A 22,247-nucleotide genomic window follows, 5' to 3' on the forward strand; every position below is an offset into this window, starting at 1 on the left:
GGGCAAAACGGACAGTGGATGGTCCGCATTTTTGACCATGCACGGATACGTCGCATACTTCAGTATTGGATGGCCGCCCCGAAATCAAGGATCACGCGATGAGCTACAACGAGACCATCGGTCATCGGACGTATCGTTTCGACGACCTGAAAACCCTGCTGGCCCGAGCCACGCCGCAGCGCTCCGGCGATCAGCTTGCGGGCGTCGCGGCCGCCACCGAGGAAGAGCGCGTCGCCGCGAAGATGGCGCTGGCGCAAGTGCCGCTGCGCACGTTCCTCAGCGAAACCGTGATCCCTTACGAAAGCGATGAGGTGACGCGGCTGATCATCGACGAACATTGCGCGCAGGCCTTCGCGGAGATATCGCATCTCACGGTGGGCGATTTCCGCAACTGGCTGCTCGCCGACACCACCGATACCGCCGCGCTCGTGCGCATCGCGCCCGGGCTCACGCCGGAAATGGTCGCCGCCGTTTCGAAACTCATGCGCAATCAGGACCTGATTCTCGCGGCCAAGAAACGGCCGGTGGTCACGCGCTTTCGCAATACCATCGGGTTGCCCGGACGCATGTCCGTGCGCCTGCAGCCGAACCATCCCACCGACGACGTCAAGGGCATCGCCGCGTCCATGCTCGACGGGCTCATGTACGGCTGCGGGGATGCGGTGATCGGCATCAATCCGGCATCGGATTCGCTCAATGCAATTACGACACTGCTCGTGATGATCGATGACTTCCGGCAACGCTACGAAGTCCCGACGCAATCCTGCGTGCTGACCCATGTGACGAACACGATCGCTGCGATCGAGAAAGGCGCGCCCGTGGATCTCGTGTTCCAGTCGATCGCGGGCACGGAAAAAGCCAACGCGAGTTTCGGCGTGTCGCTCGCGCTGCTGCAGGAAGCGTATGAGGCGGGGTTGTCGCTGAAGCGCGGTACGGTCGGCGACAACCTCATGTACTTCGAGACTGGCCAGGGCAGCGCGCTTTCCGCCGATGCCCATCACGGCGTCGATCAGCAAACCTGCGAAGTTCGCGCCTATGCGGTCGCCCGCAAGTTCAAGCCGTTGCTGGTGAATACGGTGGTGGGGTTCATCGGCCCGGAGTATCTCTACGATGGACGCCAGATCATTCGCGCCGGTCTCGAAGATCATTTCTGCGGCAAGCTGCTCGGCGTGCCGATGGGTTGCGACATCTGCTATACGAACCACGCCGAAGCCGATTCCGACGACATGGACACCTTGCTCACGCTGCTTGGCGTAGCCAACGTCAACTTCATCATGGGCGTACCGGGCGCTGACGACATCATGCTCAACTACCAAAGCACATCGTTCCATGACGCGTTATATGTGCGCAATGTGCTGGGGCTGCGCCGCGCCCCGGAGTTCGAGGCATGGCTTGAATCGATGCAGATCATCGATACACGCGGCGCCCTGCTCAGCCCGTCCGCACCGCAACCCTTGCTTGAATGGATCACGACGTAATGGCCGATACCGACGCAGATCCAAAGGACGCGCCTGCGCCATCCAACGCCAGTCCCTGGGACGCGCTGCGCCGTTTCACGAACGCGCGCATCGCGCTGGGCCGCGCCGGCAGCAGCCTGCCGACGGCGCCCTTGCTTGCGTTCAATTTATCGCACGCGCAGGCTCGTGACGCCGTGCATCAGCCGCTCGATGTGGACGCGCTGCATGCAGCACTGCAAGAAGCCGGTTTCGATACGCTCGATGCCGAGAGCGCAGCGCCCGATCGCGATCATTATTTGCGTCGCCCGGATCTGGGCCGCAAGCTCAACGATGAAAGTACGGCACGTCTTCGCGATCACGAAGGCAAGGGTTTCGATGTGGTGTTCGTCGTCGCCGACGGCTTGTCGGCCTACGCTGCAACGCGCCATGCCGTGCCGTTGCTGCAGCGCATGCGCTCGAAGCTGGATGGCGTGCGCATCGGTCCTGTCGTCGTGGCGCGGCAGGCGCGGGTGGCGCTGGGCGACGGTATCGGTGAGCTTTTACGGGCGCGGATCGTAGTCGTGCTGATCGGCGAACGGCCGGGTTTGAGTTCGCCCGACAGCCTTGGCGTGTACCTGACTTACGAGCCGCGAGCCGGCCGGAGCGATGCCGAGCGCAACTGCATCTCTAACGTCCGGCCCGAAGGTCTTCCCTACGATGCCGCCGCGTTCAAGCTGCTTTACCTGCTCAACGAAGCGGTCCGTCTGAAGCTGACCGGCGTCAGCCTCAAGGACGATAGCGATGCGCTGTTGTCGGCGTCCGAGCGCACCACGCTGCCGCCGGCCTGATGATTTGAGTGGCGTTAAAAACGAATCGGGGCGCCTTGGCAAGCGCCCCGATTCGTTACTACGCGTGCTGTGTGTGAGCCGTTAGAGCACCAGTGAACCTGCCGAGATAGCCACGACCAGGAAGATCACGAACAGCACGAGGAAAATGAAGAAGAAGATCTTGGCGATCCCCGCCGCGCCCGACGACACGCGTCCAAAGCCGAAGAATCCAGCGATAACCGATATCACCGCGAAGAGAATGGCAAGCTTGAGCATGGTAAATCCGTTGTTATGGTTGAAGTCGCAACGGTTTAGCAAAGCCTATGCCCGGCTTGTTCTTGCCGGACGTTTCTTGAAAGCGGATCGACACTCGAACCAGCAGGCGGATGGGGTAAATGTAGACCGTTAGTAGCGTTTTAGATGAGCTGGCTGAAGCTCAGAAAATCGCCGCGCTACCCCTTCGCCTTCGCCGCAGACGTCATCGATCCAAAGCCCAACGCGTCGAACAGACGCTGACGGTGCGGGATTGCAAGCAGCAAGCCGATCGCAATGGCATCGGCGGCGAAACCATACGGCACGTCGAGCAAACCGCCCGTCAGCGTGAACAACACCGAATCCACGATCAGCGAGATCACCGCGCCCGCCACGAAACACACGAGGCCGTCGCGTCCAACCGCGCCCACCCAGGGCGCAAGCTGCGCGATCCGCCGGACCGCGCCGCGACGCGTCAGATCGCTGGCGAGCCACGCGATAGCCACGAAATTGACAATGCGCGCGCCCGCCAGATTGCGCTTGAAATCGCCATCGAAGGAAGTCGGGAGCACGAGCAGCTTGTAGTACGCCATGCCCAGGACAACTGCGAGCGCGGCCACGCTAACGATCCATCCGAACCGGTGCCCGCCCACCCGCGGATAAACCGGCTGGCAACAGGCAATCACGCCGATCACGAACATCAGTTGCCATGCGGCAGGGTTGAAGTCCCACAACAAATCTTCCGCCGACGGCAAATACTCGGCGACAGGAGGGGCGAGCGCCCACAACGCAATACTCGCGGCGAGCAGAAGCCACGGCTTGCTGCGCGCGAGCGGCAACACGAGCGGCACGGCAAGCGCGAAAAACACGTACATCGGCAGGACGGATGCGAGATAGGGCTGGCGTCGCAACAGCATGATATCGATGAGCGCCGTGAACGGTGCGGCAATGAACGCGTCGAGGTCGGTCGTGGCGAGATTCGGCGCGCTGCCGAACAGCGGCCGCAACACGAAGCTCGTGAGCAGCATGAGCGCAGCGGTGACCAGAAATGCTCTATATATCTGGAAAGCGCGGCGGAGAAATCTTGCGCGGGCGGCGGATTCCGAGCGCCTCGCGCACATCGATACATACGCGGTGGCAGTCGCAAAACCGCCGAGGAAAACGAAGACTTCGGCGGCATCGTTAAGTGCGAATGCATGCAGGGTCATGCGGGACACCATGCTGCCGCCAATATGATCAACAAGAATCACGAGCAGGACGAGGCCGCGAAAAAAGTCCAGCTCAACCAGTCGTTGCGATTTTCCCTGCATGCGTAACCCGAAAGACTGCCGGATCAGGCAGCGAACGTGAAAGGCGCGATTCCAACTTCCAACTGAGGAATAGCGTGCGGCACCGAGAGTTTACCCGTATTTGTGCGAGAAAGTTTTTCGAAGCCGGTGCCCGCTCGGAAATGGTGGAGAACTTTTTTCAGCTCGAACTACTCTCAACATTTCAATAAGCTTACATTATCGATGCGAACGTCGCGTATGATTGCGTGAAATTCGTGACCTATAACCGGACAACCCTCACATCTCATGGATTACCTCGTAGCGCTTGCCAGTGACCCCACCGCCTGGGCGGCCCTGGCGACACTCGTTGTCATGGAAGTCGTGCTCGGCATCGACAACCTGATTTTTATCTCCATTCTCACGAACAAATTGCCAGAAGCGCACCGGGCGCGCACGCAGCGTCTGGGTATCGGGCTTGCGCTCATCATGCGGCTTGGCTTGCTCGGCACGGTCGCACTGATCGTGCGGCTGACGGCGCCGATTTTCACGGCGTTCGGGCATGATTTTTCGTGGCGCGACCTGATCCTGATTGCCGGCGGCGTGTTCCTGGTATGGAAGGCGACCACGGAGATCCATCATCATGTGTCGCATGATTCCGGCGAATCCGGCGGCCCGGCCAAGACCGCTTCGATCACACCCTTGGCGGCGATCGGGCAAATCCTGGTGCTGGATCTGGTGTTTTCCATCGACAGCATCGTGACCGCCGTCGGCATGACCGAACACATTCCCATCATGTTCGTCGCCGTGATTGCAGCGGTGGCCGTGATGATGTTCGCGGCGGGTCCGTTGTCGCGGTTTATCGATAGAAACCCGACCGTGGTGATGCTCGCGCTCGGCTTCCTGCTGGTGATCGGGATGACGCTGGTCGCCGAAGGGTTCGGGTCTCACGTGCCGAAGGGCTACATCTACGCGGCGATGGCGTTCTCGGCGCTGGTCGAGGGGTTGAACATGCTGTCGCGCAGGGCGAAGAAGAAACGCGCCTGACGTGCTGAGTCTGGTGCGTTGACCGTGGGAACGCCGCGCGCCATTGAAACCGCGCGGCGTTTTTTCGATGTCTCAAGGTTCCTTCCGGTACAGCGAAGAATCCGTGAATCCCTCGGCATTCAGCACGTACCCGACCACGATCAACGCTGTCTTTTCGATGCCTTTTTCAAGCACTTTCACAGCGATATCCGCGAGCGTTCCAAGCACTTTCTCTTCGTCGGGCCAACTCGCGCGGAAGATCACGGCGACGGGACAATCCGCGCCGTAATGCGGGATCAGGTCGGCGACGATGCGCTCGATATGGCGCACGCCCAGGTGAATCGCCATGGTTGCGCGGTGGCGCGCGAGATCGGCGAGTTGCTCGCCTTCAGGCATCGATGTCTTCGTCGCAAAGCGCGTGAGGATCACGGTCTGCGAGATGCCGGGCAACGTGAATTCGCACCCGAGCGCCGCCGCCGATGCCGCCGCTGCCGTCACGCCCGGCACGATTTCATAGGGAATGGCAAGCGCGTTCAGACGGCGAATCTGTTCGCCGATCGCGCCGTACAGCGACGGATCGCCCGAATGAACGCGCGCCACGTCCTGCCCTTTGGCATGCGCGGTTTCGAGCAACGCGATGATTTCATCGAGGTGAAGATCGGCGGTGTTCACGCAGATTTCCGCGCGATGGCCGCTCAACACCGCTTCCGGCACCAGCGACCCGGCATACAGGATGACGGGACATGAGCGCACGAGACGCTGCCCTTTCACGGTGATGAGTTCGGGATCGCCGGGTCCGGCGCCAATGAAATAGACCGTCATTCAAGGGGCTTTCCGTAAAGCGTCGAGCGCGTTCAGGAGTGAGGCCATATCGGTGAATTCGCGTTCGACTTGAGGAAGTGACGGACGTTGCAGCATCACGACGGGCAGACCGCGTTCACGCGCGACCGCGAGTTTCGCTTCGGTCGCCGCGCCGCCGCTGTTCTTGCTGATGAGGACATCGGTATCTTGCTGGTCGAATAAAGCGCGCTCGCCGTCCAGCGAAAACGGCCCGCGCGCCGCGATGATCGTCGCGCGTGCGTGGCCAACATGGGGATCGAGGCAACGGATGGTCCAGTGTTGCCCGGAGGGGATCTCGTCGAGATGATCGAGTGGCTCGCGGCCGAGCGTCCAAAACGGATGTTTGTATGGCGCGATGGCTGCCATGATCGATGCAAAATCAAAGGCGCTCCGCCAGTCATCGTCGGGTCCCGGTTGCCACGGCGCACGGCGAAGCGCCCAGCATGGGACGCTCGTCATCACTGAAGCAGCGGCGGCATGACGGCTCATTTGCGCGGCGAAGGGATGAGTTGCATCGACGATCAGACCAACTGATTCTGCTTTTATAAAAGCCGCCAGCCCTTCCACTCCGCCGAACCCGCCAACTCGCACGCGACACACGAGATCGCCCGGCGTGCGTCCCAGTCCAGCAAGGCTATAGACGTGTTCCGGACTGAGACGCCGCGCGATCGTCAATGCTTCGCCCGTGCCGCCGAGCAGCAGGACGCGCGTCATGATTTCACTGCATGCAGCAGCGTGATGGGGAGCGCCTGACGCCATGTATCGAAGGCGCCGAGCGGTTGCGCGTGCGCCACGCTTATACGCGTCAGCTCGCCGCCATGCACCGCCCGCCACGCGACGAGCGCCGCCTCGCTTTGGATCGTCACTGCGTTGACGATCATCCGGCCGCCTTTCTTCAGACGCGCCCAACATGTATCGAGCATCTCGGGCGCGGTTACACCGCCGCCAATGAAGATCGCATCCGGCGATGGCAACCCCATCAACGCGGCCGGCGCTTCGCCCTCCACGAGTTGCAGTCCGGGCACACCAAGCGCATCACGATTGTGTTCGATAAAACGCTGACGTCCGCTATCCGCTTCGATCGCGATGGCGCGGCAATCAGCGTGCGAGCGCATCCATTCAATGCCGATCGAACCGCATCCCGCGCCCACGTCCCACAGCAATTCGCCAGGTTCGGGGGCGAGCCGCGCGAGGGTGATGGCGCGGACGTCGCGTTTGGTGAGCTGGCCATCGTGCTGGTATGCGTCGTCGGGAAGACCGGGTGTGAGCGGCAGACGCAAGGCGTTGGCATCCGCAATGCAGTCGATCGCCACGAGGTTCAGCGCAGCGATATCGGCTTGCGGGTTCCACGTGTTTGCGATGCCATCAGTGCGACGTTCGCGCTCGCCGCCCAGATGTTCGAACACGCTCATCCGGCTGGCGCCGAAGCCGCGCCGGTTCAATAACTGCGCGACTTCGGAAGGGCTTGAACCATCGCTGCTGAGAACGAGCATGCGCGTGCCGGAATGAAGGCGAACGCCAAGCGCTGCGATCGGACGCCCGACGAGCGAGACCACGGCCACATCCTGCATCGCCCAACGCAAACGCGCTGCAGCAAGCGACACCGATGACGGCGCAGGCAATACGGTGAACTCACCGGGCTCCAGTTCGCGCGCGAACGTGGCGCCGACGCCGAACATCATCGGGTCGCCGCTTGCGAGCACACAGACTCGCTTGCCGCGATAGTCGAACACCGGCGTTATCGAAAACGGCGTGGGCCACGCGCGGCGCTCAGCGGAAATCTGCTCCGGCAACAGGTCGAGATGGCGCTTGCCACCGAAGATGATATCGGCGGCAAGCAACGCTTCGTGCGACGTCCGGCTGAGCCCATGCCAGCCGTCCTCGCCGATTCCCACTACCGTCAACCACGTTGCCATCCGCCGATCCTCGCATGATTCATTTGCAGGTTACGCTGCCCGGCCGCTTGCCGAGCCATGCGGCGATTGGTTTTGTCGGCTGCAAAAACGGGCATAATATCGCGTTTAGTCGGTGCCCTCACGGGCCTAACAGGGAACACAGCGAAACTGTGGCTGCCCCCGCAATTGTACGCAGCGAGTCCGCGCTCCACTGCCACTGGTTTCGACTGGGAAGGCCGGCGCGGGCGGCGACCTGCCAGCCAAGAGACCTGCCGACCGGAATTCTTCGTGCAAGCCAACATCGGGCGGGGTGTACCGATGCCGCGATCCTGCCTGTTTTCATGTGCTGCTGACAAGGCAAAGGTCGAGGCGCCGCGCGAGACCGGACGGGTCACGCTTTGAACGCATCGCAAACACTCACTACTGAAGGCGGGTCGGTACCGGCATCGAGGCCATCGGCATGTCCCGGCCTGATGCGGATCGTGCCTGCGCGCGACGGCGGCCTGTGCCGCATTCGACTGACCGGCGGCGAGATGAGCGCGGCGCAGGCGCGTGTGGTGGCGGATGTGGCGAAGACGTGCGGATCGGGTCTTATCGATGCAACCAATCGCTCAAACTTGCAGATTCGAGGCGTGCGGCCGGACGCTGAAGATGCGTTGATATCCCGTTTGATCGAAGCGGGACTGGGGCCCGCCACGCAGGACGCGGACGATCTGCGCAACCTCATGCTCAGCCCGCTCGCCGGTCTCGATCCGCATGCCATTGTGGACGTCACGCCGATCGCTCGCGTGTTGCTCGAACAAATGCAGCACGATGCGCGTCTGCGCGAGTTATCGCCGAAATTTGCAATCATGCTCGACGGCGGCGAGTGTCTTGCCATGCTCGATCATCCTCACGATGTCTGGTTTTCGGCGCTATCGGCGCACCGGTTTGCATTCGGACTTGGCGGTTGTCCACCGACTTCCGCGGAGCATTTGCCTGCGGCCGCGTCGGTCGAGTCCGTGCACGTCCCCGACTTGATGAACGCGGTGTTGCATACATTCCTCGATCTTGCGCTGCCGGAGCAGACGAGAATGCGGGACTTGCTGCAGACGTATTCAGCCGAAGCGGTTCTTGACCGCGTGCAGCAGAAACTCGATTTCCAGCTCAAGCAAGACACAAAAGATTGGCGTCGCCCTTCGTCCAATGCACAACTGCGTTTCGGCGTGCATCCGCGACGCAACGAAGGCGCGGTGTGCATCGGTGCGCAGATACCGCTGGGCCGTCTGGATGCAACCACGCTCCGGGCGCTCGCCGAGATCGCGCCACGCATGCGCATGACGCCGTGGCAAAGCGTGATGTTGCTCGACGTACCTGTGGCAGACGCCGCGTCGACCATCGACAGGCTCAAGGCGCTCGACCTCGCAACCACGCCGAACGAGCCCTTCGCGCGGCTCATCGCATGCACGGGTTCGCAAGGCTGCGCCAAAGGTTTTTCCGATACCAAAGCCGACGCGCATCGACTTGCGTCCTTGATGCCCGAAACAGGCAACGTCCACTTGAGCGGTTGCGCGCGTTCCTGCGCGGCGGCTCATCACGTCGACACAACCCTGCTCGCCGTCGCGCCCGGCCGCTACGATTTATACACGCAAGCGTCTGAACCGGTCGCCCGGCGCATAACCATTGAAGAGGCGGCCCGCTGGCTCGCCCGGAGCACCACCGATGCTTGATTACATCCGCGACGGGCAGGCGATTTATCGTGCGTCGTTCGCGACCATTCGCGCCGAAACGAACCTCGACGCGATTCCCCCCGACCTCGAAAAACTGGCTGTGCGCGTGATCCATGCATGCGGCATGACGGACGTGATCGATGACCTCGTGTTCTCGAATGACGCCGGAACAGCGGGCCGCGAAGCGCTCAAGCAAGGCGCGTCCATTCTCTGCGATGCCCGCATGGTCGCCGAAGGCATCACGCGCGCGCGCCTGCCGGCTGATAACCGCGTGATCTGCACGCTCAACGACGCATCCGTGCCCGAACGCGCACGCGAACTCGGCAATACGCGCTCGGCGGCCGCGCTCGAATTGTGGCGTCCGGATCTTGAAGGCAGCGTGGTTGTGATCGGCAATGCGCCGACCGCGCTGTTCCATCTGCTCGACATGCTCGACGCCGGCGCACCAAAGCCCGCGTTGATCCTCGGCTTTCCGGTGGGGTTCATCGGCGCGGCGGAATCCAAGGCGATGCTTGCTGCCGACAGCCGCGGCGTCCCGTTCGTCGCGTTGCGCGGCAGGCGCGGCGGCAGCGCGATGGCGGCGGCCGCAGTGAACGCGCTGGCTTCGGAGACTGAATAGATGAGCGGACGTCTCTATGGCCTGGGCGTCGGTCCGGGCGATCCCGAACTGATCACGGTGAAGGCGCTGCGTTTGCTGACATCCGCGCCGGTGGTCGCGTACTTCGTGGCGAAAGGCAAGAAGGGCAACGCGTTCGGGATCATCGAAGGGCATTTGAAGGACACGCAGACGCGCATGCCGCTCGTGTATCCCGTGACGACCGAAGCGCTCGAACCGCCGCTTTGCTATGAAACGATCATCGGCGATTTCTACGATGAATCCGCCATCCGCATTGCCGATCATCTCGAAGCCGGCCGCGATGTCGCCGTGATCTGCGAAGGCGATCCGTTTTTCTATGGCTCGTACATGTACCTGCACGACCGGCTCGCCGAGCGCTTCGAAGCTGAAGTCGTACCCGGCGTATGTTCGATGCTCGGCGGCGTCGCCGTGCTCGGCGTGCCGCTCGTGTACCGGAACCAGAGTTTGTCGGTGTTATCGGGCGTGCTGCCGGAGGCGGATCTTCGTGACAGGCTTGCCGCCACCGACGCCGCCGTGATCATGAAACTCGGCCGCAACTTCGACAAGGTCCGGCGCGTGTTGAAAGACCTCGGACTCGATAAACGCGCGCTCTATGTCGAACGCGCGACCATGGCGAACCAGCGCATCGTGCCGCTGGAGGATGTCGATCCTATGGCGTCGCCCTACTTCTCGCTGCTGGTCGTGCCGGGGGAAAAATGGCGGGGTTGATCGACGCGAAGCCGCCGGCAATCGTGGTGCTCGGTACGGGCGCATCGCAGACTGCGCGGCGAATCCAGGCACGTTATTCCGGCGCGTTGATACACGGCCTCGCGAACCGCGTGCAAGCCGATGTCGCGTTCACTGAACTGAGCGCTCATCTGCGCGAGCTCTATTCGAGCAACACGCCGATCGTCGCGTTGTGCGCGGCGGGAATAGTGATCCGTTGCCTGGCTCCCCTTCTAGCCGATAAAACCGTCGAACCGCCCGTGCTTGCCGTCGCCGAAGATGGCAGCGCGGTCGTGCCGCTGCTCGGCGGCCTTGGCGGCGTCAACGTCATGGCGCGCGAAATCGCGGCGGTCCTGCAGGTCGCGCCCGCGATCACGACGAGCGGCGAATTGCGTTTCGGCACATGCCTGCTGAATCCTCCGGCGGGGTATGTGCTTGCGGATATCGAACATGGAAAGCGCTTCGTGTCCGATCTTCTGGCGGGAAGCACAACGCGCATCGAAGGCACCGCACCGTGGCTGGATCAGGTCGAATTGCCCCGTGCCTCCGATGCAAACCGCGCAATCCGGATCTCGCCGCATGTTAGTGAAAACGCCGGCGAACTCATGATTCACCCGCGCTCGGTCATCATTTGCGTGAACGCGGTGCGTTCGGATGATCCGATCGCCGAACGCATCCGCCGTGCGTTGCTTGAGGCAAAGATATCGCCGCTGTCGGTCGCCGCCATGCTTGCGCCCGTGTCCATGATGACGTCGGCGCGCCTGATCGAAGCTGCGCATGTCCTCGATGTACCCCTGCGATTCGGCACCTTTCCGGACGGGTTCGAAACGCTGAGATCGCATGATGAAGACCTCGCGATATCGATTGCATCGCATCCGGTTGATGTCACGAACCTCGGACAAGCACGCGGCACGCTGACCGTGATCGGCCTGGGTCCCGGCAGCGCGGACTTGATGGTACCGGCGGCCAAATACGTGTTGTCCCTCGCCGACGATATCCTTGGCTACGAGACCTACGTGCGCATGGCCGGTCCATTCAAGCCGAATCAAATCCTCCATTGCACCGATAACCGCGAAGAAATGCAGCGCGCGCGTCATGCGTTGGAACTGGCGAGCACGGGGCGCAGGGTCGTGGTTGTGTCGTCAGGAGATCCGGGCGTGTTCGCCATGGCCGCCGCAGTGCTCGAAGCACTTGACGCAGGACAATCCAACGAGGCGTGGTCTTCCGTAGACCTGAACATCCTGCCCGGTGTGTCGGCTGCGCTGGCGACTGCCGCGCGTGCCGGCGCGCCGCTCGGTCACGACTTCTGCATGCTCTCGCTTTCCGATAACCTGAAACCATGGGCCGTCATCGAGATACGTCTGCGACATGCCGCTCAAGCCGATCTCGTGATGGCGTTCTACAACCCGGTCTCGCGTGCAAGGCCTTGGCAGTTGGATCGTGCGCTTGAGATCGTACGTGAGTATCGCGATGGAACGACCACGGTCGTGCTGGGAAGGAACATCGGCAGGCCGGGTGAAACGTTGATCACGACCACGCTCGCAAACCTGCATTCTGATCAGGTCGATATGCGTACCATGGTGATCGTCGGATCATCGACGACGCGAAGCTTTCCGCGCGGCGATGGCAATGGCGAGTGGGCGTACACGCCCCGCTGGTACGAATGAGCGGCTGATGAGCCACTAAGCCGATGTCATGTCAGCGGCCGTGCGGTAATCCGCATGCCACGACTCGGCCAGTTTCGCGCATCGGCCAAGACTCACGGCCTCGCTTTTAAAATCGACGACAACGATCTGATCCGCCGAATCGGGACGCGCTGGCGTTTCGGCGCTTCGCCCATCGGTGAGCAACCAGAGAATGCGACGCTGCGAAGGCTTGCGACGCGCAGCGCGCAGCAATACGTTGGCGCCCGTGCGCACGCCCAACGCGAGCGGCGTACCGCCTCCGCCGCCGATCGGCGCGAGCCATCGGTCGTTCCACCAGTGCGCGGCGCCTGGCTCGCGGCGCACCTCGGCCGTCGCGCCGCCAAAACACACGAGCGCCACCTCCGCACGCTCCCGGTATGCGCGATCGAACAACGCAACAACCAGCCCCTTCGCGAGCGCGAGCCGCTTGCCGCCAAGCATCGAACCTGAACAATCGAGCACGAAACAATGCAGCGCGCTCGCCTCGCCTTCCTCGCGATGAAACCGCAGATGCGCCGCGTCGAGCATCTGATTGCGTTTCGCGAGCAGCGTTTGCATCCAGTCGATGCGCCCGCTCTTCTCGCCTTCGCGTGACCGCGCTTTGCCGGGAGCGAAAGGATCGAGCCATCGAAGGCGGCCGGGGTCGGCGCATGTTTCCGGCCTTCGATGGCTCAGGATTTTTTTGACGTGAGCGGCCTCACGTTTTTTACGGCGGTTATATCGACGGGCTCGGGCGGCATGTAGCCGAAGTTGGCTTCATCGGTGTCTTGCGATTGGGGTTGCTGCTTTTCCTGTTCGCGTTTGCCTGAAGGTTCGTTGCCGACTTTCCGCCGATGCAGGAGCACCGCCTCCGCAATGCGTTCGACATGATCCACCCGGACCGCATCGGCCTCTTCCAATGCAGCCAGCGCACGCGCCGCACGCAGCATGACCAGATCGGCGCGCAAGCCGTCGACGTTTGCCTCGATGCAAAGCTCGCTCACACGCGCATGAACGGAGTCATCGAATTCGAGGGCGGGAAGAGCTGAACGTGCGCGTTGAAGTTTTTGCGCCAACGCTTCTTGTTGCGCCGCGAACCGCGAACGGAACGCATCAGGGTTTGCGTCGAATGCAAGCCGCGCCTTGACGATCTCGCGACGTACGTTGGCATCGAAGCAATTCTGCAACTCCACCGCAAGCCCAAACCGATCGAGCAACTGCGGCCTGAGTTCGCCTTCCTCGGGGTTCATCGTGCCAATCAACACAAACCGCGCGTCATGCCGATGCGAGATGCCATCGCGCTCGATCAAGTTCACGCCGCTTGCAGCGACATCGAGCAATTGATCCACGAGCTGATTCGGCAGCAGATTGACTTCATCCACATACAACACGCCTTCATGCGCCTTCGAAAGCAAGCCCGGCGAAAAATGCACGCCGCCGTCGCGTAACGCCGTTTCAAGATCGAGCGATCCGATCAGTTGCTCCTCACTCGCGCCCAACGGCAGGGTGACGAAGCGGCTTTCGGGAAGCAGCTCGGCCAGTGCGCGCGCTGCGGTGGACTTCGCCGTGCCGCGCGGGCCGCTCACCAGCACGCCACCCAGCGCGGGGTCGACCGCAGCGAGCAAAAGTGCTTGTTGCAAGGGCTCCTGCGCGACCAATGCGGTGAAAGGAAAGAGAATGTCGTTCACGTTCGTTGCCCTTCGAGTTGCTGTTCGGCATCCAGCAGATGGCGTTCGATCTGCGTCTGGTAGTCGCCCGGGCTTTGCCATAAACCGCGTTGCATGGCTTCCGTCAAACGCTCGCAGATGGAATGCAGCGCATGCGGATTGTGCTGCTGCATGAACTCGCGGGTATTGGCGTCGTTCACGTAAGCATCGGCGACGAGCGCGTATTGATGATCCGACACCACGCGTGCGGTGGCGTCGTAGCCAAAGAGATAATCCACCGTGGCCGCGAGTTCCGATGCGCCCTTGTAGCCGTGCCGCTTCACGCCATCGATCCATTTTGGATTGACCACGCGCGAGCGGATCACGCGCGATATCTCTTCCTGCAAGGTGCGTATGCGCGGCGACGCGGGGTTGCTGTGATCGGCGTTGTACGCCTGCGGCTGCGCGCCCGAAAGATGCCGCACGGCCGCGACCATGCCGCCCTGGAACTGATGATAGTCGTTGGAATCGAGCAGGTCGTGTTCGCGGTTGTCCTGGTTCTGCACCACCACGTCAATAGTCGATAACCTCGCGCCAAATGAATCGCGTGCATGGACGCCAGCGCCCATTTGCGAGTACGCGTAACCGCCCGAGTCCTGGAATCCACGCGCGAGGTCGGCATCGTTCTGCCATTGCTTCGCGTCGATCATCTCCTGCAACCCCGCACCGTAGGCACCGGGTTTCGTGCTGAACACGCGCCAGCCCGCGCGCAGACGCGCTTCTTTTTCGTCCAGTCCGCGAGCGATGTGTTCATCACGTTCGCGCATGATGCGTGCGCGGATCGGATTGATGTCTTCGTCTTCATCGTCGAGTTCGGCGACGGCCTGAACGGCTGCGTCGAAGAGATGCATCAGGTTCGCGAAGGCATCGCGGAAGAAACCCGAAACGCGCAGCGTGACATCGATACGCGGCCGGTTGAAGATCGTGATAGGCAAGACCTCGAAGTCCGTCACACGATTGCTGCCCGCGGCCCACTTCGGACGCACGCCGATCAGCGCCATGGCTTGCGCAATATCGTCGCCGCCCGTGCGCATCGTGGCCGTTCCCCACACCGACAAACCAATCGCACGCGGGTAATCGCCGTGCTCTTGAAGATGTCGTTCGATCAGCAAGTTCGCGGACTTCAGACCGAGCGTCCAGGCTGCGCGCGTGGGGACGGCGCGGGTGTCGACGGAATAGAAGTTGCGTCCGGTGGGAAGGACATCGGGTCGTCCACGTGAAGGCGAACCGCTCGGACCCGGCGGCACAAAGCGTCCGTCGAGGCCGCGCTGAAGTTGCAGCAGCTCTTGCGGACCGCATGCATCGAGGCGAGATAAAAGATCGCCGTTCAATCGCATGAGCACCTGCGATGTGTTTGGGCCGACCGTATTCGCGGGACCGTCCAGCAGCGACGTTGCAAGCAACTCAAGACGCTCGCGCGTATCGCCATGATGACGCCAGGGGGCATCGATCATTTGCATCAGTCGAGCAGGACGCGGCCCCGTCCATGCCGCAGTCCAGTCGGAGTCCAAAGGATCGAATGTGTCGCCGAGCTGCAGGTCACGAGCCAGCGCCGTGAGCACGCTCGCATTGGCGCCGAGTCCGTCGCCTGTCGGATAACGGCCCAATGCGAGCAAGGTATCGCGGCGTTGAACGCCTTGCGGCGAAGCACCGAACACGTGCAGTCCATCGCGGATTTGCGCTTCCTTCAGCTCGCACAAATAGGCATCGGCACGGTTGAGCAACGCGTCCTCCGTATCGGAGTCGCGCGGTTTCTCGAGTCCCAGTTCTTCATGCAGCCGATGCTCCACGATGCTCGCCAGAATCGTCTTTCGCAAGAGCTTCGCGCGGCGTGGATCGACCATCAGCGCTTCATAATATTCATCGACCTGACGTTCGAGGTCTTGCAACGGCCCATAGTTTTCAGCGCGCGTGAGCGGCGGCATCAGATGATCGATGATCACCGCCTGCGCGCGCCGCTTCGCCTGACTGCCCTCACCCGGATCGTTGACGATGAACGGATATAAATGCGGCATGGCGCCGAGCGTCAGGTCGGGCCAGCACGACGCGCTCAACGCCACGCTTTTCCCCGGCAGCCATTCAAGATTGCCATGCTTGCCGACGTGTACGATTGCATCGATGTTGAAGCGCAAACGCAGCCAGAAGTAGAACGCGAGATACGAATGCGGCGGCACGAGTTCGGCGTCGTGATAACTTGCGTAATCGCCGCGTTCTCGCGAGCGCGCCGGTTGAATGCCGACGAACACATGGCCGCACCGCCAGCCCGCGATCATGAAGCGGCCGCGCCGCACAGTCGGGTCAGCTTCGGGCGGACCCCAGCGGGCGTTCAGGTCTTGCTGAACGTCGGAGGGGAGCTTGCGGAATGCATCGAGATAATCATCGAGCGCGAGACTCTGCAGCGCAGGACGCATATCGCGCACGACGGGATCGTTGGTCACGCCCGATGTCAGCGCCTGCATCAGCGCGTCGGCATTAACGGGAATAACCTGCGTGGTATATCCCTCGCGTGCGAGCATCGAAAGAATATTCACGACCGATGCCGGCGTATCGAGACCCACGCCGTTACCAATGCGCCCTTCGCTCAGCGGATAATTCGCGAGCACGAGCGCGATGCGTTTGCCGGCGTTCGGAAGCTGCCTCAGGCGACACCAGCGCCTGCTCAGCTCGGCGACGAAACGCACACGCTCGAGGTCGGGCTGATAACGCACGACATCCACTTGCGTCAGTTTGCATCTGTACGCCAGGCCCTTGAAACTGATCGCGCGGGTGATGATGCGCCCATCGACTTCCGGCAGCGCAACGTGCATGGCAATGTCGCGAGACGTCAGCCCGTGGTTGTCCTTGACCCAGTCCTCGCGATTCCCGCCGCTGAGGATCACTTGCAGCACGGGCGCGTCGCCAGCGAGTTCGAATGGCGCGGGGTCATCGATCACGCCGGCCGCGAACGAGGTCGTGTTCAACACGAGCGACGCATTGTTATCCGCGCACAATGTCTGCACGACTTCGCGGCTCAACGGGTCCTTCAGCGACGCCATCGCGATCGGCAACGGGTTCAGGCCTTGCGCTTCGAGCGCATCGATCAATGCGTCGAATACGTCTGTATTGCCAGACTGCAGATGCGCGCGGTAGAACAGCACGGCAACGACAGGGGCGCCCTGCGTCCATCTGTCCTTCCAGTCGTCGATGGTCGCAATCTGCCGCGCCGGATGATAGATCGCAACCGCGGGCAACTGCGTGGGCAAGTCGGCCTCGCGCCCGTAGCCCAGCGCGCGATACGCAATGCAGCGCAGGAACGCCTCGGCATTTTGCGCGCCGCCCTCACGCAGATAACGCCAGAGCTGGTCGCACAATGCGGGCTCCGCGGTGCTCTTCGCAACGAGGTTCGGGTCTTCCTGCAAGTCGCCGGAAAACATCACGAGCATCTGGCCATTCTTGCGCGCGAGCGTGGTGATACTCTCGATTCCGTAGGGCCAATAGGCCTCGCCGCCAAGGTGATCGATCACGATCACGCGCGCATGCCTGAGCACGTCATCGACGTAGAAGTCCACCGATGCCGGCTGCCGCAGGAACGCCTGATTGGCGAGGCGCACAGCAGGAAACCCCGCTTCGAGATTCGGCACGACGCCTGCAAGAAGCGACAGCGTGGTATCGGCCGAACTCAGCACGACGATCGGCGCAGGCGTCTGGTCGATGCGCATGACGCCCGCGGCGTCATCGACAAAACCACCGGGCGTCGTGCGTAGCAGATGCACGGTTCAGGCCTGCACAGGTGCGCTGGCGAGCGCGTCGAGAAGCGCTTGTTGCAGACGCGGCTGATCCAGGTCTTCGCCAATGAGCACAAAGCGGCTCGTTCCGACCTCGGCTTCAGCGGGTGTCCACCGGCGATCGAAGTAGGTATCGAAACGTTGACCCACGCCCTGCACCACAAGACGCATCGGCGTGCCCGGCAACGCGGCGAAGCCCTTCACACGATAAATCGTGTTGGCGTCGACCAGCGCACGCAATGCAGCGACCGCCGCGTCGCGCGACTCCACGCGCGCCTCGACCACGACGGAATCGAAGTCGTCGTGATGATGGTCGGCGTGGCCTTCGTCATCTACCGACCCATGATGATCCACGCGCAGATGGATCGTGGTCTCCGACGCCGCTTCGAGCCCGAGCAGCGCATGCAGGTCGAGTTGCCCCATCTGCGCCGGAACGATCTTCACGCCCGCCGGAATCTCGCCGCTTATGAGCGTTTCGACGGCGCGTTGCTGCGCCTCATCGATCAGGTCGATCTTGTTGAGAATCACCAGATCGGCTGACGCCAACTGGTCTTCGAACAACTCGTGCAGCGGCGATTCGTGATCGAGATTCGGATCGGCGCGGCGTTGTTCGTCGACGGCTTGCGGGTTCGCCGCGAACTGGCCGCTTGCAGCAGCCGGACCATCGACCACCGTCACGACGGCGTCGACGGTGAACGCATTTTTGATCGATGGCCAGTTGAACGCCTGAACCAGCGGCTTGGGCAAGGCAAGACCGGAGGTCTCGATCAGCACATGATCGATCTGATCGCGACGCTCGACGAGCTGCTCCATCACCGGATAGAACTCTTCCTGAACGGTGCAGCAGAGGCAACCATTCGAAAGCTCATAGAGGTTCGGCTGGTCGGTCGTGCTTTCGTCCTCGCAACCAATGCTGCAGCCCTTCAATATCTCACCATCGATACCCAGTTCGCCAAACTCGTTCACGATCACTGCGATCCGTAGCCCTTTGGCATTTTCAAGGATATGCCGCATCAACGTGGTCTTGCCGCTGCCGAGGAAGCCTGTGACGACCGTGACCGGGATCTTGCGCATTTGCATCCTTCACTCCGTTTTTATCGATTGACTGCCTGATGCCGGAAACGCCATGAGCCTCCAAATGACGCAATCGAAACGCGTACTGGGCTTCAAACCCGGCAAGGCATGATGAAAGTGTCGAGCCCGCACCGCATCCCCGCGGCGCCTGTTGCTCCAGATGTCAAACCGTTCCGGCCGGTATCCGGGCTGGCGAAATGCCGCTTCACCTTCCCGCACGCAGCACGCATGCAGTGGTGTTCGAAGCCGGCTTTGCCGCGCGCGACGTCATGCTGCGCGGTTTTCGCTTACCGTTGCGGGGGCAGCGCAGGTTGGCGCGCACGAGTGTCCGGCGGCGCCCCCTGCTTCCCGTTTAACTGCGCACAGAGAGAGACCGCGCGCGAGCACCAGAAAACTGCGCCAAGTCTAGGCCGGTGAAGCCTTGCGGTCAAGGTTACGGCCAGTTGGCGAGCAATGGAAACCCAAGCGCCGGCACGCCTCCGTGTGCTATCTTTGGCTCGCGTCTGGTGCTCACGCGCGCTTTCCTGCGTGCGTAGTTAAACGGGAAACAGGATGCAAGAGCGTTTATTCTCAGCGCGCCTGCATGCAAGAAACCTGTGCTGTCCCCGCAACGGTACGCGACCCGCGCCGGTTTGAATTGGTTTCACAGAACCCGTGCGCACATTTGCTTCATTGCCACTGCTTGCCAAAGCGGGAAGGCGCAAGCGAATGCGGTCGCCAAGCCCGGATACCGGCCAGCGCAAGTGGCGTGTCATGGACGCGCCGGACGCCGCATCCGCGAGGGACGGATGAAGGACGTAATGAGTCTATCTTCTTACATGAAATCTGATCCGCAGTGTATTTGCAAGCTTCTATCCGCGCGTCTGGAACGCACGGACGGAGCGGGACGTTGAGCGCGTGGGTGATCGGCATAGGCTGCCGGCGTGGCGTAAGCATCGGGCAGATCGATGCGGCGGTTTGCGCGGCGCTTGGCAATGAGCCTATCAAGAATGTGCGCGCGCTGGCATCGATTGACGGCAAAAAGGATGAAACCGCTTTGCTCGAATTCGCCGCCCTTCACCACCTGCCGATAGAATTTTTTTCGAAGGACCGCGTGTCGCAAGTCGAGACGAGAGCATCGGAACGCGTCCGGACACTGATCGGCGTCGATGGCGTCTGCGAACCGTGTGCGCTCCTGGCATCGCGTGACGGACGGATCGTGCGGCCCAAGATCGCAGTGGATGGCGTGACTATCGCCATTGCTGAAGACAACCTGAATCAACAGAAAGACAACGAGAGAACGTAATGAAAACGGACGAAGAAGCGCATCTGCGCATGACCCAGCGTCGCAAGGAAGGCCACGAGAAAAAGCAGGCGCAGGCGTCGATTGAAAAGGGCTTGTTGATCGTCAATACGGGCACGGGCAAAGGCAAGACCACGGCCGCATTCGGCATGGCCGTGCGCGTGCTCGGCCATGGCATGCGGCTTGGCGTCGTGCAGTTCATCAAGGGTGCGCTGCATACGTCGGAACGCGATTTTCTCGGCGCGATCGCCAATTGCGACTTCGTGACGATGGGCGACGGCTACACCTGGGACACGCAGAATCGCGACGCCGATATCGCCACCGCCCGCAAGGGCTGGGACGCGGCGCGCACCATGATCGAAAGCGGCGAGTACCAGATGGTCGTGCTCGACGAACTCTGCACGGTGTTGAAATACGAATACCTGCCGCTCGATGAAGTCCTCGGCGTGCTCAACGCACGGCCCGAGATGCTGCATGTGGTCGTGACAGGCCGTCATGCCCCTGAAACGCTGGTCGAAGCGGCCGACCTCGTGACGGAAATGCGGCCGGTCAAGCATCCGTATCGCGAGCAAGGGGTCAAGGCGCAACGTGGCGTCGAGTTCTGACATGCGCGCCTGTCCTGCTTTATTCATCAGCGCGCCTGCATCGAACCAGGGTAAAACCACCGTGACCGCAGCGCTTGCGCGCTATCACAGACGGCTCGGCCGGCGTGTGCGCGTGTTCAAGACCGGCCCGGATTTCCTCGATCCGATGATCCTCGAACGCGCATCGGGCGCGCCCGTTTATGCATTGCATCTCTGGATGGTCGGCGAGCGCGGCTGCCGCGCGTTGCTTGCGCAAGCCGCGCAAACGGCCGACCTGATCCTGATTGAAGGCGTGATGGGTCTCTTCGACGGCACCCCCAGCAGCGCCGATCTTGCCGCGACATTCGGCGTACCGGTGCTGGCCGTGATCGGCGCGCATGGCATGGCGCAGACCTTCGGCGCGGTGGCGTTCGGGCTCGCGCGGTATCGTGACGACCTGCCGTTTTACGGCGTGCTGGCGAACCGCGTGGCGTCCGAGCGGCACGCGCAAATGCTGCGCGAAGCGATTCCCGAGGGCGTGCGTTATTGCGGACATGTATCGACCATGGACGACGTCGCGCTGCCCGGGCGTCATCTCGGTCTGACGCAAGCGGCCGAAGTCAAAGACCTCGATGCACGGCTGGATCGCGCCGCGGACGCCATCGGTGAGACTACGTTGCGCGAGTTGCCTCCTTCAGTTGAATTCGCCGAGGAACCTTGCGAACAGCCACCACGTCTGCTCGAAGGTCTGCATATTGCCATTGCGCGTGACGCGGCGTTTTCGTTTGTCTACCCCGCCAATCTCGATCTGCTCAGATCGATGGGCGCAACGCCGTCGCACTTTTCTCCGTTGGCCGATGAACCGTTCAATGCCGATGCGCTTTATCTGCCGGGCGGTTATCCCGAACTCCACGCCGCGCGCCTTGCCGCGAACGCGACGACGGCGGCATCGATTCGCGCGCATGTCGGAGCAGGAAAACCGGTGGTCGCCGAATGTGGCGGCATGCTGTATCTTCTCGAATCGCTGACCGATATAGATGGCGCACAGCACACCATGCTCGGCCTCTTACCCGGCCACGCGAAGATGCAAAAACGCCTTTCCCGCCTCGCTATGCAGCGCATCGAAAGCCGTCACGGCGTCAGTACAGGGCACACATTCCATTACTCGTCAGTGACGACCGACATGGCACCTGTCCTGAACGCAACGCACGCAACCACGGGCAAGGAAGGCGAAGCCTTCTACCAGCAAGGCCCGATTACCGCGACCTACATGCACACTTACTGGCCGACGAATCCGGCGGCAGCCGCCGCCCTTTTCCGTGGCGAACCGCTATGACAATGCCTTTGGAAACACCTGTAAAAACGCCGCTTGAACTCGCATTCACGATCGAACGTGCGAGCCAGCTTCAGCCCGTAGGTTCACCCTGCACGGACGTATGCCGCCTCGATAAAACCACGGGTTATTGCGAAGGCTGCTTCAGAAGCCGCGAAGAGATCAAGGCATGGAAGACATTGCCCGACGCCGACAAGCTCGGCCTCTTCCCTGCGTTGCTGGCCAGAAAAGCAGCACCATAAAAAAGGGCGGCTCGCGAGCCGCCCTTC

Annotated in this window: 20 protein-coding genes and 3 riboswitches; of the genes, 11 read left to right on the plus strand and 9 right to left on the minus strand. The window is 61.9% G+C overall.

From position 1 onward, the window contains the following. The first annotated feature begins 98 nt into the window (after positions 1-98). Together AX768_RS26955 and eutC are read left to right on the plus strand one after the other, a co-directional pair. The gene (locus AX768_RS26955; protein WP_062003706.1) at positions 99-1,478 is read left to right on the plus strand and encodes an ethanolamine ammonia-lyase subunit EutB; all 1,380 of its coding nucleotides are present in this window, start codon (positions 99-101) and stop codon (positions 1,476-1,478) included. Further along, positions 1,478-2,284, plus strand: a complete 807-nt coding sequence (gene eutC, locus AX768_RS26960) for an ethanolamine ammonia-lyase subunit EutC (protein ID WP_062003125.1) — start codon at positions 1,478-1,480, stop codon at positions 2,282-2,284. Before AX768_RS26955 ends, eutC begins: the two co-directional genes overlap by 1 nt. A gap of 81 nt (positions 2,285-2,365) precedes the next feature. On the opposite strand, the gene AX768_RS32250 is transcribed toward eutC, so the two are convergent. Together AX768_RS32250 and AX768_RS26965 are read right to left on the minus strand one after the other, a co-directional pair. Further along, positions 2,366-2,539, minus strand: a complete 174-nt coding sequence (locus AX768_RS32250; RefSeq protein ID WP_069638391.1) for a DUF1328 family protein — start codon at positions 2,537-2,539, stop codon at positions 2,366-2,368. A gap of 176 nt (positions 2,540-2,715) precedes the next feature. Next, entirely contained in the window at positions 2,716-3,825 is a 1,110-nt protein-coding gene (locus AX768_RS26965) for an OpgC domain-containing protein (protein ID WP_062003126.1), read from the minus strand. A gap of 264 nt (positions 3,826-4,089) precedes the next feature. Between AX768_RS26965 and AX768_RS26970 the strand changes: the two genes are divergently transcribed. Next, complete coding sequence (locus tag AX768_RS26970; protein ID WP_062003127.1) at positions 4,090-4,827, plus strand: TerC family protein; 738 nt, start codon at positions 4,090-4,092, stop codon at positions 4,825-4,827. A 72-nt stretch (positions 4,828-4,899) separates the two neighbouring features. Here the strand turns inward: AX768_RS26970 and cobM are convergent, their stop codons facing one another. Genes cobM through AX768_RS26985 form a run of 3 tightly spaced genes read right to left on the minus strand, consistent with a single transcriptional unit; the run spans position 4,900 to position 7,562 of the window. After that, positions 4,900-5,628: a precorrin-4 C(11)-methyltransferase gene (gene cobM / locus AX768_RS26975; protein ID WP_062003128.1), complete on the minus strand. Its 729-nt coding sequence runs from the start codon at positions 5,626-5,628 to the stop codon at positions 4,900-4,902. Next, the gene (locus AX768_RS26980) at positions 5,629-6,360 is read right to left on the minus strand and encodes a cobalt-precorrin-6A reductase (protein ID WP_062003129.1); all 732 of its coding nucleotides are present in this window, start codon (positions 6,358-6,360) and stop codon (positions 5,629-5,631) included. Further along, a complete protein-coding gene (locus tag AX768_RS26985) occupies positions 6,357-7,562 on the minus strand; it encodes a bifunctional cobalt-precorrin-7 (C(5))-methyltransferase/cobalt-precorrin-6B (C(15))-methyltransferase (protein WP_062003130.1) in 1,206 nt (401 codons plus the stop codon). The genes AX768_RS26980 and AX768_RS26985 overlap by 4 nt, the downstream gene beginning before the upstream one ends. 93 nt (positions 7,563-7,655) lie before the next feature. After that, positions 7,656-7,832: riboswitch (cobalamin riboswitch) on the plus strand. A gap of 107 nt (positions 7,833-7,939) precedes the next feature. On the opposite strand from AX768_RS26985, the gene cobG reads away from it, so the two are divergent. Genes cobG through cobJ form a run of 4 tightly spaced genes read left to right on the plus strand, consistent with a single transcriptional unit; the run spans position 7,940 to position 12,259 of the window. Beyond that, a complete protein-coding gene (gene cobG, locus AX768_RS26990; RefSeq protein ID WP_231941563.1) occupies positions 7,940-9,250 on the plus strand; it encodes a precorrin-3B synthase in 1,311 nt (436 codons plus the stop codon). After that, a complete protein-coding gene (locus tag AX768_RS26995; RefSeq protein ID WP_062003132.1) occupies positions 9,243-9,869 on the plus strand; it encodes a precorrin-8X methylmutase in 627 nt (208 codons plus the stop codon). The genes cobG and AX768_RS26995 overlap by 8 nt, the downstream gene beginning before the upstream one ends. After that, positions 9,870-10,595 carry a precorrin-2 C(20)-methyltransferase gene (locus AX768_RS27000; RefSeq protein ID WP_062003133.1) on the plus strand — a complete coding sequence of 242 codons (726 nt, stop codon included), beginning with the start codon at positions 9,870-9,872 and terminating at the stop codon, positions 10,593-10,595. After that, a complete protein-coding gene (cobJ, locus tag AX768_RS27005) occupies positions 10,583-12,259 on the plus strand; it encodes a precorrin-3B C(17)-methyltransferase (protein ID WP_062003134.1) in 1,677 nt (558 codons plus the stop codon). Before AX768_RS27000 ends, cobJ begins: the two co-directional genes overlap by 13 nt. Before the next feature lie 15 nt (positions 12,260-12,274). On the opposite strand, the gene AX768_RS27010 is transcribed toward cobJ, so the two are convergent. The 4 genes from AX768_RS27010 to cobW all read right to left on the minus strand — a co-directional run bounded on the left by AX768_RS27010 (position 12,275) and on the right by cobW (position 18,806). Then, positions 12,275-12,835 (minus strand): vWA domain-containing protein, encoded by a 561-nt coding sequence (locus AX768_RS27010; protein WP_062003135.1) that lies wholly within the window; start codon positions 12,833-12,835, stop codon positions 12,275-12,277. A 113-nt stretch (positions 12,836-12,948) separates the two neighbouring features. Further along, positions 12,949-13,944 carry an ATP-binding protein gene (locus AX768_RS27015; RefSeq protein ID WP_062003136.1) on the minus strand — a complete coding sequence of 332 codons (996 nt, stop codon included), beginning with the start codon at positions 13,942-13,944 and terminating at the stop codon, positions 12,949-12,951. Continuing rightward, positions 13,941-17,714, minus strand: coding sequence for a cobaltochelatase subunit CobN (cobN, locus tag AX768_RS27020; protein ID WP_062003137.1), 3,774 nt, complete (start codon positions 17,712-17,714; stop codon positions 13,941-13,943). Before cobN ends, AX768_RS27015 begins: the two co-directional genes overlap by 4 nt. 3 nt (positions 17,715-17,717) lie before the next feature. Further along, complete coding sequence (cobW, locus tag AX768_RS27025) at positions 17,718-18,806, minus strand: cobalamin biosynthesis protein CobW (RefSeq protein ID WP_062003138.1); 1,089 nt, start codon at positions 18,804-18,806, stop codon at positions 17,718-17,720. A gap of 152 nt (positions 18,807-18,958) precedes the next feature. After that, positions 18,959-19,204: riboswitch (cobalamin riboswitch) on the minus strand. An 82-nt stretch (positions 19,205-19,286) separates the two neighbouring features. Beyond that, positions 19,287-19,553: riboswitch (cobalamin riboswitch) on the plus strand. Between the two features lie 136 nt (positions 19,554-19,689). Between cobW and AX768_RS27030 the strand changes: the two genes are divergently transcribed. The 4 genes from AX768_RS27030 to AX768_RS27045 are packed head-to-tail and all read left to right on the plus strand — an operon-like array spanning position 19,690 to position 22,220. Continuing rightward, positions 19,690-20,085 carry a cobalamin biosynthesis protein gene (locus AX768_RS27030; protein ID WP_062003139.1) on the plus strand — a complete coding sequence of 132 codons (396 nt, stop codon included), beginning with the start codon at positions 19,690-19,692 and terminating at the stop codon, positions 20,083-20,085. Continuing rightward, positions 20,085-20,687: a cob(I)yrinic acid a,c-diamide adenosyltransferase gene (gene cobO, locus AX768_RS27035; RefSeq protein ID WP_062003140.1), complete on the plus strand. Its 603-nt coding sequence runs from the start codon at positions 20,085-20,087 to the stop codon at positions 20,685-20,687. The genes AX768_RS27030 and cobO overlap by 1 nt, the downstream gene beginning before the upstream one ends. A 1-nt stretch (position 20,688) precedes the next feature. Then, positions 20,689-21,981 carry a cobyrinate a,c-diamide synthase gene (locus AX768_RS27040; RefSeq protein ID WP_062003141.1) on the plus strand — a complete coding sequence of 431 codons (1,293 nt, stop codon included), beginning with the start codon at positions 20,689-20,691 and terminating at the stop codon, positions 21,979-21,981. Continuing rightward, the gene (locus AX768_RS27045; protein ID WP_172812031.1) at positions 21,978-22,220 is read left to right on the plus strand and encodes a DUF1289 domain-containing protein; all 243 of its coding nucleotides are present in this window, start codon (positions 21,978-21,980) and stop codon (positions 22,218-22,220) included. Before AX768_RS27040 ends, AX768_RS27045 begins: the two co-directional genes overlap by 4 nt. The last annotated feature ends 27 nt before the right edge of the window (positions 22,221-22,247 follow it).

Source organism: Burkholderia sp. PAMC 28687 (genome assembly GCF_001577465.1).
GTDB lineage: Bacteria > Pseudomonadota > Gammaproteobacteria > Burkholderiales > Burkholderiaceae > Caballeronia.

Excerpts from the sequence above, each read along its gene's own strand:
- AX768_RS27000 (WP_062003133.1), top strand. The coding sequence starts at position 9,870 with ATGAGCGGACGTCTCTATGGCCTGGGCGTCGGTCCGGGCGATCCCGAA.
- cobM (WP_062003128.1), bottom strand. The coding sequence starts at position 5,628 with ATGACGGTCTATTTCATTGGCGCCGGACCCGGCGATCCCGAACTCATC.
- AX768_RS27045 (WP_172812031.1), top strand. The coding sequence starts at position 21,978 with ATGACAATGCCTTTGGAAACACCTGTAAAAACGCCGCTTGAACTCGCA.
- AX768_RS26995 (WP_062003132.1), top strand. The coding sequence starts at position 9,243 with ATGCTTGATTACATCCGCGACGGGCAGGCGATTTATCGTGCGTCGTTC.
- AX768_RS26985 (WP_062003130.1), bottom strand. The coding sequence starts at position 7,562 with ATGGCAACGTGGTTGACGGTAGTGGGAATCGGCGAGGACGGCTGGCAT.
- AX768_RS26965 (WP_062003126.1), bottom strand. The coding sequence starts at position 3,825 with ATGCAGGGAAAATCGCAACGACTGGTTGAGCTGGACTTTTTTCGCGGC.
- AX768_RS27010 (WP_062003135.1), bottom strand. The coding sequence starts at position 12,835 with ATGCAAACGCTGCTCGCGAAACGCAATCAGATGCTCGACGCGGCGCAT.
- cobJ (WP_062003134.1), top strand. The coding sequence starts at position 10,583 with ATGGCGGGGTTGATCGACGCGAAGCCGCCGGCAATCGTGGTGCTCGGT.
- eutC (WP_062003125.1), top strand. The coding sequence starts at position 1,478 with ATGGCCGATACCGACGCAGATCCAAAGGACGCGCCTGCGCCATCCAAC.
- AX768_RS27040 (WP_062003141.1), top strand. The coding sequence starts at position 20,689 with ATGCGCGCCTGTCCTGCTTTATTCATCAGCGCGCCTGCATCGAACCAG.
- AX768_RS26980 (WP_062003129.1), bottom strand. The coding sequence starts at position 6,360 with ATGACGCGCGTCCTGCTGCTCGGCGGCACGGGCGAAGCATTGACGATC.
- AX768_RS32250 (WP_069638391.1), bottom strand. The coding sequence starts at position 2,539 with ATGCTCAAGCTTGCCATTCTCTTCGCGGTGATATCGGTTATCGCTGGA.
- cobO (WP_062003140.1), top strand. The coding sequence starts at position 20,085 with ATGAAAACGGACGAAGAAGCGCATCTGCGCATGACCCAGCGTCGCAAG.
- cobW (WP_062003138.1), bottom strand. The coding sequence starts at position 18,806 with ATGCAAATGCGCAAGATCCCGGTCACGGTCGTCACAGGCTTCCTCGGC.
- AX768_RS26955 (WP_062003706.1), top strand. The coding sequence starts at position 99 with ATGAGCTACAACGAGACCATCGGTCATCGGACGTATCGTTTCGACGAC.
- AX768_RS26970 (WP_062003127.1), top strand. The coding sequence starts at position 4,090 with ATGGATTACCTCGTAGCGCTTGCCAGTGACCCCACCGCCTGGGCGGCC.